The following is a 15,900-nucleotide window of genomic DNA, read 5'->3' as shown; positions in this document are numbered from 1 at the left end:
GAAGGCCGATGACTAACGGCGACACTTATTATTGATACGGTCTCAACAGATCCTTTGCGATAATATCCTGATGGACCTCGGACGTACCTTCCCAGATACGTTCGATACGCGCATCTCGCCAGAAACGCTGGATGGGGAATTCTTCCATAACGCCCATGCCACCAAAGATTTGCACGGCATCGTCCGCAACCCGGAACACCATTTCCGAGCACCAGTAATTCACCATTGACGCTTCAGTGCGGTTCATCGTCTGATTCTCAATTTTCCACGCGGCTTCTTTCACCATAAGATCACCGAGCTTTATATCAACCGCCATATTGGCAACCTTGAAACCGACCCCCTGGAATTCACCAATTGTTTTGCCAAACGCCTTGCGGGTTCCGGCCCACTCCTTGGTCATTTCGAAGATGCGTTCAGAACGACCGACACAATGGGCGGCCAAAGCAACCCGGCCATCGTAGAGCCACTCATTGGCAGTATCGAAGCCCTTGCCCTCTTCGCCCAGAATATCATCGCTATGAACACGAACATCTTCGAGATAGACCATCGTCGGATTATAGCCACGGGTGACGATCGACTTCATCGGCTCTACACGCAGTCCCGGCAGGGTTTTGTCGAGCAGAAACGCCGTAAAACGCTTGCGTGGTCCGCGTGGCGTTTCATCCACGCCGGTAACAGCAATGAGAACGATGAAATCTGCGATATCGGCGTGAGAGATAAACTGTTTCACCCCGTTGATAACCCAGTGATCCCCATCGCGCACGGCCTTGGTCGTAATGCCGCGTGCGTCAGACCCCGCACCGGGTTCCGTGAGCGCGAAGGCATCCTTACGTTCGCCTCGGATAGCTGGCTTCAGATATTTTTCAATTTGGTCGCCCTTGCATTTGAAGAGGATGCCGGTAACGCCACGGTTCATGCACATGGTGAGCGCGGCGCTCGATTTACCAAGCACGCGTTCAGCCTGCATCTTGGTCTGCTTGTCGAGACCCGGGCCACCCCATTCTTCCGGCAGATTCATCCCGGCGAAGCCCGCCTGGATCGATTTTTGCTGAATTTCCTGTTTGATTTCCTCAGGAACGTAGCGAAGTTCCTCAACGAGATTCTCGTGCGGATAAAGTTCGCGCTTGCAGAACTCTTCCAGTGAATCGATGAGCGCCTGTTGTTCAAAACTTAATGCAAAATCCATGGTGTTCCCCCTTTACGCGCCGATGAAATTCGGTGCGCGGCGCTCATTGGCAGCAGCCAGGCCTTCTTTATGATCTTGGGTCTGTGCGCAGACCTTGCCCGCCGCTACTTCTTCCAGCTGCTGATCGGATAGGCTGCGCGTATGAGCGCTGTTCAGCAATTTCTTGGTCTGCGCGATGGCGACAGTCGGCCCGCTTGCCAGTTGCCGGGCGAAGGCCAGCGTGTCCTGCCACAGATTGTCAGAGCTGCTGACGTGGCTGACGAGCCGATTTTGAAGCGCAATCTGGGCGGTCCATAATTCACCCGTATAAGCAAAACGCTTTGCCGCCTCGAGACCAATCACGCGCGGCATCAACCAGGTTCCGCCGCAGTCCGGGTTGTAGCCGACATTGGTATAGGAACAGATGAACTTGGCCTTTTCCGATGCGTAGCGAAAATCGCACGCCAAAGCCATATCAAGACCGGCACCAACGGCTGCACCGTCGATCATGGCGATAACGGGCTTGGGCATTTCATGGACTTGCTGAACCAGTCGCAGCGACTCCTCGACCCAGTTCATGTCCGGCCAATCCGTTCTGCCCGCCGCCCATTCCTTCACGTCTGCACCGGCTGAAAAGGCGCCACCGCGTCCAGCCAGAATAAGGGTGCGGAGCGTTTGGTCAGCCGCCGCTTCCTTTAGTGCCTTGCGCAGTTCTATGGTGATCCCCATACCGAGCGCATTGCGCGCCTCCGGCCGGTTGAGCGCAATAACGCCCACCGCGTCATGACGTTCAATTTCCAGAAATTTGTACATAGCTCTCCCTTTCTGCCCAGCCACAAGGGTTGGGCAGTCTCAATTGTCATTCAGTTATTGGTTCAGCGTCCGCGCCAGCGCGGCGGTCGTTTTTCGAGGAAGGCTTTTTGGCCTTCGATCATATCCTCCGAGGACAACATGGCGGCAAAGGTGGACAGCTCCGGATTATCGCCAGCTCGCAATCTCATGGCGTCGCGGTCTGACATGCCATCCACGGCACGCAACGCTTCTTTCAACGCCTGTTGTGCCAGCGGTGCAGATGCCGCAATTTTCCGGGCTATTTCCAATGCCATTGGCATAAGATTTTCTCGTGACGCGGTGCGATAAACCAACCCCCAACGCTGCGCTTCCTGCGCGCTCATGGGTTCGCCGGTCCAGATCATCGCGGTTGCCACATAATAGGGAATACGGCGAGGCAGACGTTGCAGTCCCCCGCCATCGGGCAGCAGTCCCCGCTCGAGCTCGGGCAGCTGGATGAAGGCGTCATCCGCCATCAAAAGAATATCGCAAGCCAACGATATTTCGAGACCACCGCCAATGGCCGGGGCGTTGATAGCAGCGATCAGCGGCTTTCTGAGTGACCACAACGTCGTTATACCGCCGAAACCACCCTCTTTTGCGCCTTCGGTGCTTGCACCACTGTTCTGATCCGTTCCTTCCTTGAAATCATAACCAGCTGAAAAAGCACGCTCTGACCCGCTGGACAGAATACCGACGCGCAGATCGGGATCACCTTGCAAATAGAGCGCTGCCTTCTCCAGATTGCGGCTGAGACTGCGGCAGATCGCATTGACCTTTGGCTTGACCATACGGATCTCAAGTACGGATCCGTGTCTCTCAAGGTGGACAAAGCCATCCATTTCTCGGTTAAGTTCTGCAATCATATCAACCACCGTTCTTTGCTGCCCGCTGGCTGTAAATGTGCAGCAGAACCGGTGGTAGCGATGTGACAATCAGCATGAGTGTTGAAACCGCCGCCAATGTAGGATCGAGATCATCGCGCAGCGTGGAGAAGGTAACGCGCGGCAATGTCGACATGGGCCCCGATGCCACCATCAGCGAGATAATCAATTCGTCGAAAGAGATCAGGAAAGACAGCAGCATCGAGGTTGCGACCGAAAGCTTGAGCTGAGGCAAAGTCACAGTCAGAAAGGCTTTGAGCCGATTGGCACCGAGACTGCGTGCCACCATTTCCTGCGATGAGTCATAACTGCTGAAACCGGCCAGCATGGTCAGGATCACAAACGGCATCGCAACCACGGAATGGCCGAGGATCATGCCCCAAATGGTGTTCAACAGCATTCCGATCTTTGCATAGACAAAGAAAATGCCGACAGCGATCAGGATCGAGGGCACTGCCAGCGGCGCAACCAGCACCGTCTTCAAAAGACCCTGAACGGCGATGCGTCCCTGATTAAGAGCGTAGGATGCCGCCACGCCGGTGACAGTCGCAACGATCATGGTCCCAAATGCGACCCGCAGCGACACCCAGAGCGAGCTGATCCACTTTTCCTGACCGAAAAATGAAGCATACCAGCGTGTGGACCAGCCTGCTGGCGGGAAAACCAGTGATGTCGTTGAACTGAACGAAACCGGAATGACGATCAGGGTCGGAACGATCAGAAAAAACAGCACCAGTCCGACGAGAATGTAGAGCCAGAGACGTGCACGGTGAGAAACGTGAGCTTCCATCATACCACCTATCGATCCGACGACAGCCGGCGCACCAACACCAGACTGATCCACAAGCAAAGAGCCGTCATTGCCAGCAGCAACACCGCAAGGGCAGCCGCAGGACCCCATGTCGGGTAAAGCGAGATCATCTCCTCAATGCGCTGCGCAATCATCTTTACCTTGCCACCGCCGAGCAGTGCGGGCGTGATGTAAAAGCCGAGGCACATGACGAACACCATTATGGCGCCAGCGACCAATCCGGGCATTGAAAGCGGAAGGAAGATGCGCAGGAACGCGTGCGTTGGCGACGACCCCACATTGGCGGCAGCACGCATCAGATTGGCGTCGATGGCCTTCATCGATGCATAAAGCGGCAGCACCAGAAACGGGATCATGATATGCACCATACCGATGACAACGCCGGTGGTGTTGTTGACCAATGCCAGCGGCTGGTTGATGAAGCCAAGGCCTTGCAATGTCTTATTGACCACGCCGTTGCGCTGCAAAATGATAAGCCATGAAAAGGTACGCACCAGCCCGGATGTCCAGAAGGGCACCAGCACTGCCAACATCAGTAGCCCCGCCCATTTGGGGGACAGGATCGACATCAGATAGGCAACCGGATAGCCGAGCAGCAGGCAGATAACGGTGACGATGAGCGCGATCTTGAACGTATTGAGAAACATCTCGATGTAGACAGGTTCCGAAAAGAACAATCGGAAATTTCCGAGACCATATTCTCCATTGATGTCGACAAAAGACATCGACAGCAACCACAAAAGCGGCGCCACCATCAAGATGCCAACAATAGCGAGTGCAGGGATGGTGAGGCGCACCATCGACCAGCTTTCGTATTTTTTTTCGCGGTTCAGCGCACGGCGGTTTTCATCCAGTTCGGCTTGCATCACTGGTTTGGGGGCTGCAACAGGAAACGAGACAACAGCTTTTGTCATCATCAAGCCTCCGCGCGTACAAGCCGCGCGTCCGCCCGTTCTAGACGCAGCGCCACGCGTTCACCAACTTTTGGCACTGCCCGCAGATTTTCCGAGCGGTTGGCAATGCGTGTGAATACCTTATGGCCACCATCCAGCATGACCTCGAAAAGCAGGCATTCACCCTGGTAGATGGCCGTGACGACCTGACCGGAAAACAGGTTCGCTCCCGAAGCGCGCGCCGCCGCTTCGTCTGTGGCAAAACGCAGACGCTCGGGGCGCATGCTCAGCAACATGTCGTCGTGCAGTTCGCCTACATCATCCGACAAATTCACGTCCTGGTCGCCATAGCTGACACCTGCGTTAGTGCGCCGGAGCGGCAGAAAACTGGTTTCACCAATGAATTCCGCAACAAAACGGCTTTCCGGGTGTTCATAAAGATCGGTCGGCGACGCGATCTGGGCCAGTTTGCCCTTCGAAAATACGGCAATCCGGTCCGACATTGTGAGCGCTTCACGCTGATCATGCGTGACGGAAATGGTCGTCATGTCCAGCCGGTCATGCAGTTTGCGGATTTCGATCTGCATCGTTTCCCGCAGTTGCTTGTCGAGCGCGGACAAGGGTTCATCCATCAGCAGAATGCGCGGTTCGAACACGATGGCGCGCGCCAGCGCTATACGCTGGCGTTGTCCCCCAGACAGTTCGGTGATCTTACGCTCGCCATAGCCACCCAGTTGCACCAGATCGAGTACTTTCTTGACCCGTTCCTCGATTTCGGCTCGACCGATCTTACGCAAACGCAGCGGATAAGCGACATTCTCGAATACCGACATATGCGGGAACAGGGCATAGTTCTGAAAAACCATGCCGATATTGCGCTTATGGGGCGGAAGATGCACGATTTCCTGTGTACCAATCTTGATCGAACCATCCGTCGGACGGGAAAAGCCCGCAATCATCATCAGAAGGCTTGTTTTTCCTGACCCGGAGGGGCCGAGCAATGTGAGAAATTCACCGGCTTTAATCGCCAGCGATACGTCGTCAACCGCCCGGACCGTACCGTAATGTTTGGACAGTGCTTGGATCGTAACCGGCAAAGCCGTCGTCGAGGAGTGTTTCATCTCTGCTTTCCATCAGCGCACAACAGGACACCGCAGCATTGTCAGCTACAGACTGTAATCTTGGGCTCCATGAAGAAAATTCCGGGTTGGAGGCCGAAGCCTCCAACTTTCCAGAACCAGCTATTGCATCATAGCCTTGTCCCACATGGTCTGCGCCTTTTCGTGATTTTCGGCCCAGTACGGCATGTTGGTGATGAGCTGCTTCTTGAGATTCTCAGTGCTCGTGACAATGCTCGCCGCCTTGTCGGCGGGTACAAGCCCTTGTTTGAAGGCATCCTGGTTCATCGGGCCATAGGCGATATAATTTGGCAGGTTCGCCTGATATTTCGGGTCGAGCAGATGGTTGACCAGGCGCATTGCACCTTCCGGATTGGGTGAATTTTTGGGAATGACCAGGCATTCCACATCCATCACCGCGTCGTCAAGCTTATAGGTATAAGGTGCGCCTTCCTTGATGGCGGCATCTATGCGGGCTGCCCAGATCGATAACATATCGACCTCTTCGGACGTTGCGAGCTGGGTCGCCTGCGCGCCCGTGGCCCATTGAACACTGATATTCGGTTTCAGCGTAGACCATTTGGCCATCGCCCTCTCCATATCAATGGGATAAATCTTGTCCTTGGCCACGCCATCGGCCATCAGGGCAATTTCCATATTTGTCGCTGGCGAATTCCCCGAGATAGCGCGGCTGCCGGGGAATTTTTCCGTATCGAAGAAGTCGGCCCAGTTTTGTGGCCCCTTGTCACCATAAACGTTTTTGTTATAGGCAAGGACCGACGTATAGGCGGTGAATCCTACCCAATATTTTGAGCGCAGGTGTTCCGGGATTCCAGCCGCATTGGGAATTTTTGAATAATCGAGCGGAACCAGAAGCTCTTCTTTACCGGCCAGATCACACAGACCACCATAGAGTTCGGCCACATCGATATCAACCGCATTTGCACGCACCTTGGTACGGATATCGCGGATACCGCCAGCCAGTACATAATCGACAACGGTCATGCCATGGTCTTGGGGCAAGTGGTCAAGAATGGCCTTTCGCACGCCTTCCTGATAGGCGCCGCCGTAGGACGCATAACTGACCTTTTCTTCAGCCCCAGCCGAACCGGCTGCCATGGCAAGCACTGCACCCAGTATGAATGTCTTTTTCATTGTTCCTCCTCCCTATGCGACCCACTAGCCGCGTTTTTTTGCATGCAACAACCGGCAAAGGCACTTCCTCCAAAGCACCTTATTCGGCATTCCGCTGACAAAAGTCAGTTGGAAAATGCGCGTAACCCCCTTGTCATGGCAAGGCGGCAATCACTGACCATACGCTCGATAAGCTCCTGACAGCTCGGAATATCCTTGATCAACCCAAGCGTCTGACTTGCCCAGACCAGACCGCTATCCAGTTCGCCAATTGTCAGCGCGTGGCGACCTCGCTCTCCGGAAACCAGCGGTCGAACATCTGTAAACTCCGCACCGCCCGGTCGACCTTCGATAGCGACGACTTCATCGGAGATTGCATTTTTCAAAACACGCCCGGTGTTTCTGAACGTTCGAAAGATCAAATTGGTGTCGCGCTCACCGGCATTGACCAGCGCCTGTTTGATGTTCTCATGAATGGGAGCTTCTTTGGTGGCACAAAAGCGCGTCCCCATGTTCACGCCCTCGGCACCGAGCATAAAAGCTGCCGCCATGCCTTCGCCAGTGCCGATACCGCCCGAGGCGATCAATGGAATTTTGACCTGCGCCGCTGCAGCGGCAAAAAGGACCAAACCGCCAACATCATCCTCACCCGGATGCCCCGCCGCTTCAAATCCATCGATGGAGATGGCATCCACACCAGCCCGTTCCGCTGACAGCGCATGACGCACAGCCGTACACTTGTGAACGACAACCGCACCAGCCGCCTTTATTTTCTCGATGAACTCTTTTGGACTGCGTCCCGCCGTCTCTATCACCTTCACACCCGACTGTAGCGCCGCATCAAGATACTCTTCATAAGGTGGAGGCGCTGTCGTGGGGAGTATCGTGAGATTGACGCCAAATGGTTTATCGGTCATCTGCCGGCAGCGAGCGATCTCTTCGCTTAGCGCTTTGGGACTAGGTTGCGTCAGTGCTGTCAAGATTCCAAGGCCGCCCGCATTCGATACAGCTGATGCAAGTTCGGCACGACCAACCCATTGCATTCCGCCTTGAATGATCGGGTATTTCGTTTTCAATAGCTCGGTTACTCGGGTCTTCACGCCCCACTCCCTGCTGCAATCAAACCTGATGATTAGATACTGAAATTCGCCGCAGATGAAGTCAAACAAAAAATTTGCTGAACGTCCAACTTTTTATTAACATGCAGATATAACACGATGATTTTCGTCGGAGCCCCATAAAGAGGGCCAATTGGAGGGGGAACATCATGAAACTGCGAAAGATCACGCCATATCAAGGACGTAGTCTAAATCACCGCCCAGTATCTTCGAATTCACCACCCCCGGAACAGCACGCAGGAGCCCCGAATCCCGTGTCGCCGACGGCTGGTCTGATAGTTCGGGCGTGGTCTCCAGAGCGGCAACCTGTCGCGGTCATGGCGCGTCCACATGTATGATGTACCGACCGCGACAACCCTTCCCCATCTTGAACACTGTCCTTGCGAGTATTTTCAGGTCGCGACTGACCTTGAGGAGGCCGCATGATCCCACTGCGTTTCCTTGGCGCTGCCGTTCTATGCACAAGCAGTCTTGCTTTTACCCTGAATGATACGACGACCAAGTTTCTCATCAGCGACTATGATGTGTCATCGATCATTTTGATCCGCAGCCTGATGGCATTGCCGATTCTTTACCTGTTTCATGTGCGGACAACCGGGCGAAGCAAAATATGGTCGGCCAGAATTGGGCTCCATGCGCTGCGGGGAGCCTTTGGCTTGATTGCCGCCTATTTATACATCGCTTCCCTGAAAACTCTGACTGTCGCTGAGGCGGCAGTCATTCTCTTTATGACACCCGTCATTATCACTGCGATGTCCCGTTTTCTGCTCAAGGAGAATGTCAGTTTTCGCACATGGCTGTCGATCTGTTTCTGTTTCCTTGGCGTGGTTGTGGCGATCAATCCACGGGCATCCAACTTCAATTACGCTATGGGGCTGGCTGGTACATCGAGCGTGTTTTACGCCATCAATGCGATCAGTTCGCGTTGGATTCCGTCCGAAGATAACCTGTGGACGATCTCGTTCTTTGGCGCGTTTTTTTCGGCGCTATTTGTCGCCCCGTTCGCCATTGAGCATTGGCGTGGACTGCAAGTCCCACACCTTGCCCAGTTTGGGGCTGCGGCGGCATTCTCCAGCATGGGCATAGGTTTAAGCGCCATTGCCTACCGCATGACATCACCTGCCCTCCTCGCCCCCTTCGGTTATTCGGGGCTGATCTGGTCGATTACGGTCACCTGGCTGTTCTGGGGCATTCATCCCAGTCTCAATGCCATTCTCGGCACGTTCATTATTCTAGGCAGCGTCACATTGACCATCAAAACCAGCCGCATCATTCCCCAACCGAATCCGCAGAACTGTATCAAGGGATCCACAAATGACGACCCCAATCCTTGTCGATATGAATAGAGCAACCGGCATCAGCACCGTCACATTCAACCGCCCTGAAAAATACAACGCTATCGATGAGGCGATGGCAGCGGCCTTTCATGAGGCCGTGCAAGCCATAGCATCGGACAAGGGCATACGTTGCGTCGTTCTCAAAGGCGCGGGCAAAGCGTTTATGGCAGGTGGAGATGTCGCGGCTTTTGCAGCCGACCCTGATAGGGCTGATCTTGTCTTGCAGCGCATATTGCGCCACATGCACCCAGCTTTGTTAATCCTGCAGCAATTGCCAGTGCCTGTCATCGCGGCAATACACGGACCGGCAGCTGGCGCCGGATTGAGCATGGTTCTATCGGCAGACTATGCCATCTGCAGTCAATCAGCAGAGTTCATTCTTGCTTATGATCGACTGGCGACGGTGCCCGATTGCGGCGGCAGCTGGTATCTTCGGCAAAAGCTGGGGCCGCGTGCTGCTTTTGCCCTTATGCTCAAGGGTGGCAAACTCAATGCCAGTCAGGCCAAAGCAGTTGGGATCGTCAACGACGTGGTTGAGGATAGCAGTTACCAGGAACAGCTTTCTGCCCTGATACAAAAAATTGCCTCTGGCCCAACACGAGCCTTTGGACTGTTCAAGCAATTGCTGGCCGCGGATCTTTCGTTGGCGGCTCAACTTGAGGCAGAAAAGGCAGCCTTCATGGAAGCCACTTATACGCATGATTTCCGGGCTGCCATCCACAACTTCCCGAACAAGCAACCGGTTCAATTTCTCGGATACTGAAACGAGATCGTGTCCGACGGGAACCGTTGTATTCAACGTCACCCTGCAAAACCTAACAATTACCAGAGAGGGAAATATCGTGCTCCAATCCGACCAGAACACCAATTACATCGTAAAGACTGACATTTATATCGATGGCGCTTGGGTCGAACCTTTCGGAACCGACACCATTGCCGTCGTCAACCCCGCCAATGAGCAGCCTTATGCAACCATTTCGGCAGGCTCAACTCAGGATGTTGATCGAGCGGTCACAGCCGCCCGTAGGGCATTCTCTTCCTGGAGCGAAACCCCGGTTGAGGAGCGCGCCCGCTTCTTGCGCAAGATCGCAGAAATATATGAGGCGCGTCTCGAAGATATGGCCAAAACCATTTCGCTTGAAATGGGTGCGCCTATCACCATGGCCCGCGATCAACAGGCCGCTGCAGGCTTGTATCACCTCAACGCGTTCATCCAGGCGCTGGAAAACTTCGATTTTGAAGAAAAGCGAACAGATAATTCCGGCGAGATCATCGTGCGCGAACCAATCGGCGTCTGCGGTCTGATTACCCCATGGAATTGGCCAATGAACCAGATTGCTTTGAAAGTTATTCCAGCGATCGCGGTCGGATGCACGGTAGTTTTGAAACCCTCCGAAATAGCGCCCATGTCTGCAATGCTCTTTGCCGAATTTCTCCATGAGGCAGGGCTTCCAAAAGGCGTTTTCAACCTTGTCAACGGCGAAGGTTTGGTCGTGGGCGAAGCCATGTCACGTCACGCGGACATCGACATGATGTCATTCACCGGCTCGACTCGTGCGGGCACAGCCGTCGCGCGCGGCGCGGCAGATACAGTCAAACGTGTCTCACTTGAGCTCGGAGGCAAATCCCCCAATTTGATTTTCGCGGATAGCGACATTGAAAGCGCGGTAGAGCGCGCCATTGCGGAGTGCTTCAACAATACCGGTCAATCCTGCAATGCCCCCACCCGATTGCTGGTCGAGAACTCGGTTTACGATCAGGTCGTGCAGCTCGCCGCTCGTGCCGCTGATCAGATGCTGGTCGGTGATCCGGCTCTCGAAGGAGATCATATCGGCCCGCTATCATCGAAAGTGCATTTCGACAAAGTTCAAGGTCTGATCCAAGCAGGCATTGATGAGGGTGCACGTCTGGTTGCAGGTGGCCTCGGTCATCCGAAAGGATTTAACGCCGGCAACTACGTCCGCCCGACCATATTTGCGGATGTACGGAACGATATGACGATTGCGCGCGAAGAGATATTTGGTCCGGTGTTGGTCATCATTCCGTTTGCCGATGAACAGGAGGCTATCGCTATCGCGAATGATACACCATACGGTTTATCCGCTTATGTCCAAACCGGATCTGTTGAGCGCGCCAAACGCCTTGGGTGGAAGCTCCGCGCAGGCATGGTGCAGATCAACGGCTCATCGCTTGGTTCCGGCAGCCCGTTCGGCGGCTACAAGCAATCCGGCAATGGCCGTGAAGGTGGAAAATGGGGGCTGGAAGACTTTACGGAAGTTAAAGTAATCTCCGGCTAAACGGACGCGAAAAACGCCAACCGCGGCGAGTTCAATCTATGTTGGAAATTAATCCACTCGACTGACATCATGAAGCCAACTGATTGATGATAGCGCGTTCTCGCCGCGCTCCCAAACGCTAACTATCCAAATTTTTGAACAAAAGCTGAACTGTTTATTTTACCGTCATAAGTGTTGAGCAGCCCTGCCCACTAGACGATGTTTCGCGGCAATGATCGCGCGAATTTTTACGTCCGCCCACAGCGGCCCGTGATCAGGGTATCCAATTTTTTGCACCGCGCATCTGCAGTTGCTTCCAGAAAGGCAGTATCGCTTTGCGCTTTTCATTCCGCTCCCTGTTTAAAGATTTTGAGAAATTATCGGCATTAAAGACTCATTATTGCATTACAAAAATTATCCGCTATCATATTTCAATCGAAGTAATCGCATAACAATTAAATGGGAAAATGACAGTGCCAGTGATTGCGGAACTGATCGAGCTAATCGGTGCTGACGCGGTGATCGTCGATGCCGCCGAAATGGCGCATGCCACCGAAGACTGGCGCGGTCGATATAGTGGCAAGGCGCTTTGCGTTGCGCGTCCGGCGAATACGGAACAGGTTGCGGCCATCGTCGCCTGCTGTAATCGCCACGACGTTCCCGTATTGCCGCAGGGCGGCAATACGGGTCTGGTCGGCGGGTCCGTACCGGCAAAGGATGGCCCGGCACCGGTAATCATCAGCCTGGAACGCATGCGCCGCATCCGCAATGTCGACCCCGTCAATAATACGATGGAAGTCGATGCAGGCTGCGTGCTCGCCAATATCCATACCGCCGCAACCGACGCCGGACGCTACTATCCGGTCAGCCTTGGAGCGGAAGGCTCGTGCCAGATCGGCGGCACCATCGCCACCAATGCGGGTGGCACGTCGGTTCTGCGTTATGGCAATACCCGCGAAAACATTCTCGGGCTGGAGGCCGTCTTGCCAGATGGTTCGGTCTGGTCCGATCTCAAGGCCCTGCGCAAGAACAATTCGGGCTACGATCTGAAGCATCTCTTCATCGGTTCCGAAGGCACGCTCGGAATCATAACCGCCGCCGTATTGAAATTGCATCCGCAACCCATCCGCCATGTGGTGGCATGGGCCGGGCTGCCCAGCGCCCATTCCGCCGTCAAGCTTCTGACCACCGTGCAGGAACGCTACGGCGCCAAGCTTTCCGGCTATGAACTGATGAACCGCCTCCAGCTCGATCTGGTGGTGGCAAACGTTCCGCAGCGCCGTTCGCCGGTCGATACGGAACATGATTGGCATTTGCTGATCGAACTGTCCGACAGTGGCGGCGAAGACGATCTCGACGCTGCGCTGGAAAACCTGCTGGGACAGGCTTTCGAGGATGGCCTTATCGAAAATGCCGTGATCGCCAGCAGCGAGGCCCAGCGCGCCGCGATGTGGGAAGTGCGCCATAGCGTTTCGGAAGCCAATAAGAAGGCGGGCGTCGGCCTGACCACCGACTGCGCCGTACCGGTTGCCGCGACCGCCGAATTCATCGACCGCGCCAGCGCCGCCGTGCTTGATCTCGCACCCGATGCGTCACTCGTCATTGTGGGGCACCTCGGCGACGGCAATGTCCATTTCATTCCTTTCTTTACCTTCGACGACTGGAAGGCGCTGGAAGACCGCGACGCGCTCGCAGCCAATATCCGCCATGCCGTCAACGACGCATCCTTTGCGCTGGGCGGCACATTCAGCGCCGAACATGGCGTCGGACAGATCTCGCTCAAGGAAATGGAGCGTTACAAGACAACCACCGATCTGGCGCTGATGCGGGCTGTGAAGTCCGCCATCGATCCAAAAGGATTGTTCAACCCTGGCCGTCTCATACCAGCAGCACGGGCGGAGCATTGAAATCGAAAGCATTTCCAGCAGAAGCGTGAAGCGGCTTTGCGTCGGATAATGCGAAAAACAATGAGTTAGAGCCGACCATTGGTCTGGTTCAGCATTTTAGAAAGGGAACGAACATGACAATCAAGAATACCACCTGGTCACGCCGCCAGTTTCTAAAAACCACCGCAGCAGGTGCAGTCGCTCTTGCCGCCCCTGCGATCTGGACGCCGTCACAGGCCCAGAACAAGCGCATCGTCGTGCGCGATGACGGTGGCATCTACACCAAGGCTTACGGTGCCGTTTTCTACCGTCCGTTCCAGGAAGCAACCGGGATCGAAGTCGTGGGTGTTCAGGCCAATGCGGAGCCAACCGCGCAGATCCGTTCAATGGTCGATGCCGGGTCCTACACCTGGGACATGGCGAAGATCAGCGAACCGGCCATCCTCATGCTCACTGCGGGAGACAAGAAGTATCTCGAAAAGCATGGTCTCGAAAGCGAAGCCGTCATCGCCAGCCTGCCGAAGCAGTATCTGTCGGACTACGGCGTAGGCAACAATGTTTACACCACCGTTCTTGCCTATCGTACTGATGCTTTCGAGGGACGCGATGCGCCCAAATCCTGGGCCGACTTCTTCAATCTGGAAAAGATTGAAGGCCGTCGTGCACTGCGCAAGCACCCGTTCGACACCATCGAACAGGCCCTGATGGCTGAGGGCGTGGCCAATGCGGACGTCTATCCTTGCGATCTCGACCGCGCCTTCAAGTCGCTCGACCGCATCAAGAAGGACGTTTCGGTATTCTGGACCAGCGGTGCGCAGGTCGAGCAGATGCTGATTTCCGGCGAAGTGGACATGATCCCGACCTGGGTTTCGCGCGCGCAGTCGGCGCAGTCGGGCGGCGCTCCGGTTGAAATCGTCTGGGACCAGAACATCTGGGGCCTCGACAACTGGGCGATCCTTGCCGGAACGCCGAATGCCGATGCCTGCCGCGAATTCATCAAATTCGCCTCCGATCCGAAGCGTCAGGCGCAGCTGGTCGAATATTTCGCCGCTGGCGTCACCCAGCCAGAAGCCTTCGACATCATCGATCCGAAAGTCGCGCAGAACTGCCCCACCTTCCCGGATCACATCAAGAACGGCGTCAAGATCAACGCCCAGTATTGGTATGACAATCAGGACAAGGCCATCGAACGCTATAATAGCTGGCTCCTGAGCTAACCGGAGCAACAGGCCCGGCATCAGCCGGGCCTGTCACTTCGAGCAGATACGATGTTCGTTCAAACAAAAATTTAGAGCGCCGATCCGGTTCAAGCCGATCGAAACGCGCTCTAGCCCAGCGGAATTGCCATGTCTTCATCCAGCCTAACCATCCAGAAACTCGCCAAGCGCTATGGCGACTTCATCGCACTTGCCGAAACGGACCTTCTCGTCCCGGAAGGCGAGTTCCTGACCCTGCTCGGCCCATCGGGATCGGGCAAGACAACCCTTCTCAGCCTAATCGCGGGTCTTGCACGACCGGATAACGGCGCTGTTCTGATCGGCAATGAGGACGTGACCTACAGCGCACCGCATCTGCGCGATATCGGCGTGGTTTTCCAGAACTACGCCCTGTTTCCGCATATGACTATTCTGGAGAACATCGCCTTTCCGCTGAAGATGCGCAAAGTGGCTGCAGAAGAGGCCCGCAAGCGCGCCACCGAAGCGCTGGAAATGATCCGCCTGCCGCATATTGCGCAGCGTTATCCGAAGGAACTGTCCGGCGGCCAGCAGCAGCGCGTGGCGCTTGCCCGCTGCATGGTCTACCGCCCGTCGATCATTCTCATGGACGAACCGCTCGGCGCGCTCGACAAGAAGCTGCGCGAACATATGCAGCTTGAAATCAAGCGCATTCACCGCGAACTCGGCGCGACCATCGTTTATGTCACGCATGATCAGGAAGAAGCGATGACCATGTCGGATCGCATCTGCCTGATGAATTCCGGCAAGATCGAACAGCTCGGCACCCCTGCCGATCTCTATTTCCGCCCCCGGACACTGTTCGTCGCCGACTTCCTCGGTGAATCGAACCTGCTGCCTGCAAAGGTCGAGAATATCGAGGGTGATGAAGCCGTAGTCCGCATCGGCGCAAAATCCGTCGAAGCGCGCGCGCTCAGCAATGGGTCGATTGCAGCTTCGGCTTCCATCCATGTGATGATCCGCCCGCAGAACCTTTCTGTGGCGCTTGCTGACGAAAACAATGCTTCGGCGCTCCGCGCCACCGTCACCGATGTGATGGTGACGGGCAGCCTCACCAAAATCTATATGCGCGCAGAAGACGAAAGCCTGCCCGAACTGGTTGCGGCTTTCCCCACCCGTATTTCCGGTCGCGCTTTCCAGATCGGCGACGTGCTTGCACTTTCGTGGCACGGCACCGACGCGGTCACCATTGCCGGCAACGGGAAGGCCTGA

At 55.3% G+C, this 15,900-nt stretch carries 14 protein-coding genes; 6 read left to right on the top strand and 8 right to left on the bottom strand.

Annotated elements, in window-relative coordinates; translation table 11 throughout:
* Positions 1 to 28: 28 nt before the first annotated feature.
* The 8 genes from WIX40_RS22330 to WIX40_RS22295 all read right to left on the bottom strand — a co-directional run bounded on the left by WIX40_RS22330 (position 29) and on the right by WIX40_RS22295 (position 7,936).
* A complete protein-coding gene (locus WIX40_RS22330) occupies positions 29 to 1,186 on the bottom strand; it encodes an acyl-CoA dehydrogenase family protein (RefSeq protein WP_006188555.1) in 1,158 nt (385 codons plus the stop codon).
* A gap of 12 nt (positions 1,187 to 1,198) precedes the next feature.
* A complete protein-coding gene (locus WIX40_RS22325) occupies positions 1,199 to 1,978 on the bottom strand; it encodes an enoyl-CoA hydratase/isomerase family protein (protein WP_094513508.1) in 780 nt (259 codons plus the stop codon).
* A gap of 62 nt (positions 1,979 to 2,040) precedes the next feature.
* A complete protein-coding gene (locus WIX40_RS22320) occupies positions 2,041 to 2,862 on the bottom strand; it encodes an enoyl-CoA hydratase-related protein (protein ID WP_339442279.1) in 822 nt (273 codons plus the stop codon).
* Position 2,863: 1 nt separating this feature from the next.
* The gene (locus WIX40_RS22315; RefSeq protein ID WP_339442277.1) at positions 2,864 to 3,673 is read right to left on the bottom strand and encodes an ABC transporter permease; all 810 of its coding nucleotides are present in this window, start codon (positions 3,671 to 3,673) and stop codon (positions 2,864 to 2,866) included.
* Between the two features lie 5 nt (positions 3,674 to 3,678).
* Positions 3,679 to 4,608, bottom strand: a complete 930-nt coding sequence (locus tag WIX40_RS22310) for an ABC transporter permease (RefSeq protein ID WP_339442276.1) — start codon at positions 4,606 to 4,608, stop codon at positions 3,679 to 3,681.
* On the bottom strand, positions 4,608 to 5,705 hold the full coding sequence (locus WIX40_RS22305; RefSeq protein WP_109366242.1) for an ABC transporter ATP-binding protein: 1,098 nt from the start codon (positions 5,703 to 5,705) through the stop codon (positions 4,608 to 4,610). Before WIX40_RS22305 ends, WIX40_RS22310 begins: the two co-directional genes overlap by 1 nt.
* Before the next feature lie 120 nt (positions 5,706 to 5,825).
* Positions 5,826 to 6,857: an ABC transporter substrate-binding protein gene (locus WIX40_RS22300; protein ID WP_109366243.1), complete on the bottom strand. Its 1,032-nt coding sequence runs from the start codon at positions 6,855 to 6,857 to the stop codon at positions 5,826 to 5,828.
* A gap of 104 nt (positions 6,858 to 6,961) precedes the next feature.
* Positions 6,962 to 7,936 carry an NAD(P)H-dependent flavin oxidoreductase gene (locus WIX40_RS22295; RefSeq protein ID WP_339442275.1) on the bottom strand — a complete coding sequence of 325 codons (975 nt, stop codon included), beginning with the start codon at positions 7,934 to 7,936 and terminating at the stop codon, positions 6,962 to 6,964.
* 440 nt (positions 7,937 to 8,376) lie between these two features.
* On the opposite strand from WIX40_RS22295, the gene WIX40_RS22290 reads away from it, so the two are divergent.
* From WIX40_RS22290 to WIX40_RS22265, 6 genes are all read left to right on the top strand, one after another.
* Positions 8,377 to 9,300, top strand: a complete 924-nt coding sequence (locus WIX40_RS22290) for a DMT family transporter (protein ID WP_339442273.1) — start codon at positions 8,377 to 8,379, stop codon at positions 9,298 to 9,300.
* Positions 9,269 to 10,054, top strand: coding sequence for an enoyl-CoA hydratase/isomerase family protein (locus WIX40_RS22285; protein WP_121537506.1), 786 nt, complete (start codon positions 9,269 to 9,271; stop codon positions 10,052 to 10,054). The genes WIX40_RS22290 and WIX40_RS22285 overlap by 32 nt, the downstream gene beginning before the upstream one ends.
* 79 nt (positions 10,055 to 10,133) lie before the next feature.
* Positions 10,134 to 11,588 (top strand): aldehyde dehydrogenase family protein, encoded by a 1,455-nt coding sequence (locus WIX40_RS22280; protein WP_339442408.1) that lies wholly within the window; start codon positions 10,134 to 10,136, stop codon positions 11,586 to 11,588.
* Between the two features lie 452 nt (positions 11,589 to 12,040).
* Complete coding sequence (locus WIX40_RS22275) at positions 12,041 to 13,474, top strand: FAD-binding oxidoreductase (protein WP_339442270.1); 1,434 nt, start codon at positions 12,041 to 12,043, stop codon at positions 13,472 to 13,474.
* Between the two features lie 113 nt (positions 13,475 to 13,587).
* Positions 13,588 to 14,670 carry an ABC transporter substrate-binding protein gene (locus WIX40_RS22270; RefSeq protein ID WP_339442268.1) on the top strand — a complete coding sequence of 361 codons (1,083 nt, stop codon included), beginning with the start codon at positions 13,588 to 13,590 and terminating at the stop codon, positions 14,668 to 14,670.
* A 129-nt stretch (positions 14,671 to 14,799) separates the two neighbouring features.
* The gene (locus WIX40_RS22265; RefSeq protein ID WP_339442266.1) at positions 14,800 to 15,900 is read left to right on the top strand and encodes an ABC transporter ATP-binding protein; all 1,101 of its coding nucleotides are present in this window, start codon (positions 14,800 to 14,802) and stop codon (positions 15,898 to 15,900) included.

Origin of the sequence: Ochrobactrum teleogrylli, from assembly GCF_037482325.1 — a bacterium.
In the GTDB taxonomy this organism is placed as follows: Bacteria; Pseudomonadota; Alphaproteobacteria; order Rhizobiales; family Rhizobiaceae; genus Brucella; species Brucella teleogrylli.
Note: the sequence above shows the minus strand (reverse complement) of the source record. Positions and strands in the feature narration are given on the sequence as shown.

Bases quoted from the DNA above. Each gene is read 5' to 3' on its own strand.
- WIX40_RS22330 (WP_006188555.1), bottom strand. From the start codon at position 1,186: ATGGATTTTGCATTAAGTTTTGAACAACAGGCGCTCATCGATTCACTG.
- WIX40_RS22325 (WP_094513508.1), bottom strand. From the start codon at position 1,978: ATGTACAAATTTCTGGAAATTGAACGTCATGACGCGGTGGGCGTTATT.
- WIX40_RS22320 (WP_339442279.1), bottom strand. From the start codon at position 2,862: ATGATTGCAGAACTTAACCGAGAAATGGATGGCTTTGTCCACCTTGAG.
- WIX40_RS22315 (WP_339442277.1), bottom strand. From the start codon at position 3,673: ATGATGGAAGCTCACGTTTCTCACCGTGCACGTCTCTGGCTCTACATT.
- WIX40_RS22310 (WP_339442276.1), bottom strand. From the start codon at position 4,608: ATGATGACAAAAGCTGTTGTCTCGTTTCCTGTTGCAGCCCCCAAACCA.
- WIX40_RS22305 (WP_109366242.1), bottom strand. From the start codon at position 5,705: ATGAAACACTCCTCGACGACGGCTTTGCCGGTTACGATCCAAGCACTG.
- WIX40_RS22300 (WP_109366243.1), bottom strand. From the start codon at position 6,857: ATGAAAAAGACATTCATACTGGGTGCAGTGCTTGCCATGGCAGCCGGT.
- WIX40_RS22290 (WP_339442273.1), top strand. From the start codon at position 8,377: ATGATCCCACTGCGTTTCCTTGGCGCTGCCGTTCTATGCACAAGCAGT.
- WIX40_RS22285 (WP_121537506.1), top strand. From the start codon at position 9,269: ATGACGACCCCAATCCTTGTCGATATGAATAGAGCAACCGGCATCAGC.
- WIX40_RS22270 (WP_339442268.1), top strand. From the start codon at position 13,588: ATGACAATCAAGAATACCACCTGGTCACGCCGCCAGTTTCTAAAAACC.
- WIX40_RS22265 (WP_339442266.1), top strand. From the start codon at position 14,800: ATGTCTTCATCCAGCCTAACCATCCAGAAACTCGCCAAGCGCTATGGC.